Genomic DNA, 655 nt, shown 5'->3' with positions numbered 1-655 from the left:
GGCTATAGCCAAGCGGTAAGGCAACGGACTTTGACTCCGTCATGCGCTGGTTCGAATCCAGCTAGCCCAGCCATTTATGAGCCATTAGCTCAGTTGGTAGAGCATCTGACTTTTAATCAGAGGGTCGAAGGTTCGAATCCTTCATGGCTCACTTTTGTTTTTTCCGCGCGGTCGTGGCGGAACGGCAGACGCGCTAGGTTGAGGGCCTAGTGGGGGAAACCCCGTGGAGGTTCAAGTCCTCTCGGCCGCACCAAAAAATCTTTTTAAAAAGTACTTGCATTTGAAAATGTAGTATGATAAGATAATTGAGTCGCCAAAATACAACGACGAAAAAACATCATGAATAAGCGCCCGTAGCTCAATTGGATAGAGCGTTTGACTACGGATCAAGAGGTTAGGGGTTCGACTCCTCTCGGGCGCGCCATAACGGGAAGTGGCTCAGCTTGGTAGAGCACCTGGTTTGGGACCAGGGGGTCGCAGGTTCAAATCCTGTCTTCCCGACCACGCGGGTGTAGTTTAGTGGTAAAACAAGAGCCTTCCAAGCTCTGGTCGAGAGTTCGATTCTCTTCACCCGCTTTTAGTTCTTTGAAAACTGAACGAAACAAACAACGTGAAACGTCAATTTTTATTTTTAGATGCTAGACAAACTAACTTT

5 tRNA genes are annotated in these 655 nt (G+C 47.9%); all 5 read left to right on the top strand.

Annotated features, from left to right (window positions below):
* The first annotated feature begins 78 nt into the window (after nucleotides 1-78).
* The 5 genes from JDS82_RS29000 to JDS82_RS28980 all read left to right on the top strand — a co-directional run bounded on the left by JDS82_RS29000 (nucleotide 79) and on the right by JDS82_RS28980 (nucleotide 576).
* A tRNA-Lys gene (locus JDS82_RS29000) sits at nucleotides 79-151 on the top strand.
* Nucleotides 152-167: 16 nt separating this feature from the next.
* Nucleotides 168-253, top strand: a tRNA-Leu gene (locus JDS82_RS28995).
* Nucleotides 254-347: 94 nt separating this feature from the next.
* Nucleotides 348-424, top strand: a tRNA-Arg gene (locus JDS82_RS28990).
* Between the two features lie 3 nt (nucleotides 425-427).
* Nucleotides 428-504: transfer RNA gene (locus JDS82_RS28985), tRNA-Pro, on the top strand.
* Nucleotide 505: 1 nt separating this feature from the next.
* Nucleotides 506-576 (top strand) — tRNA-Gly (locus tag JDS82_RS28980).
* The last annotated feature ends 79 nt before the right edge of the window (nucleotides 577-655 follow it).

Source organism: Bacillus cereus group sp. N14, assembly GCF_016483555.1.
In the GTDB taxonomy this organism is placed as follows: domain Bacteria; phylum Bacillota; class Bacilli; order Bacillales; family Bacillaceae_G; genus Bacillus_A; species Bacillus_A wiedmannii.
Note: the sequence above shows the minus strand (reverse complement) of the source record. Positions and strands in the feature narration are given on the sequence as shown.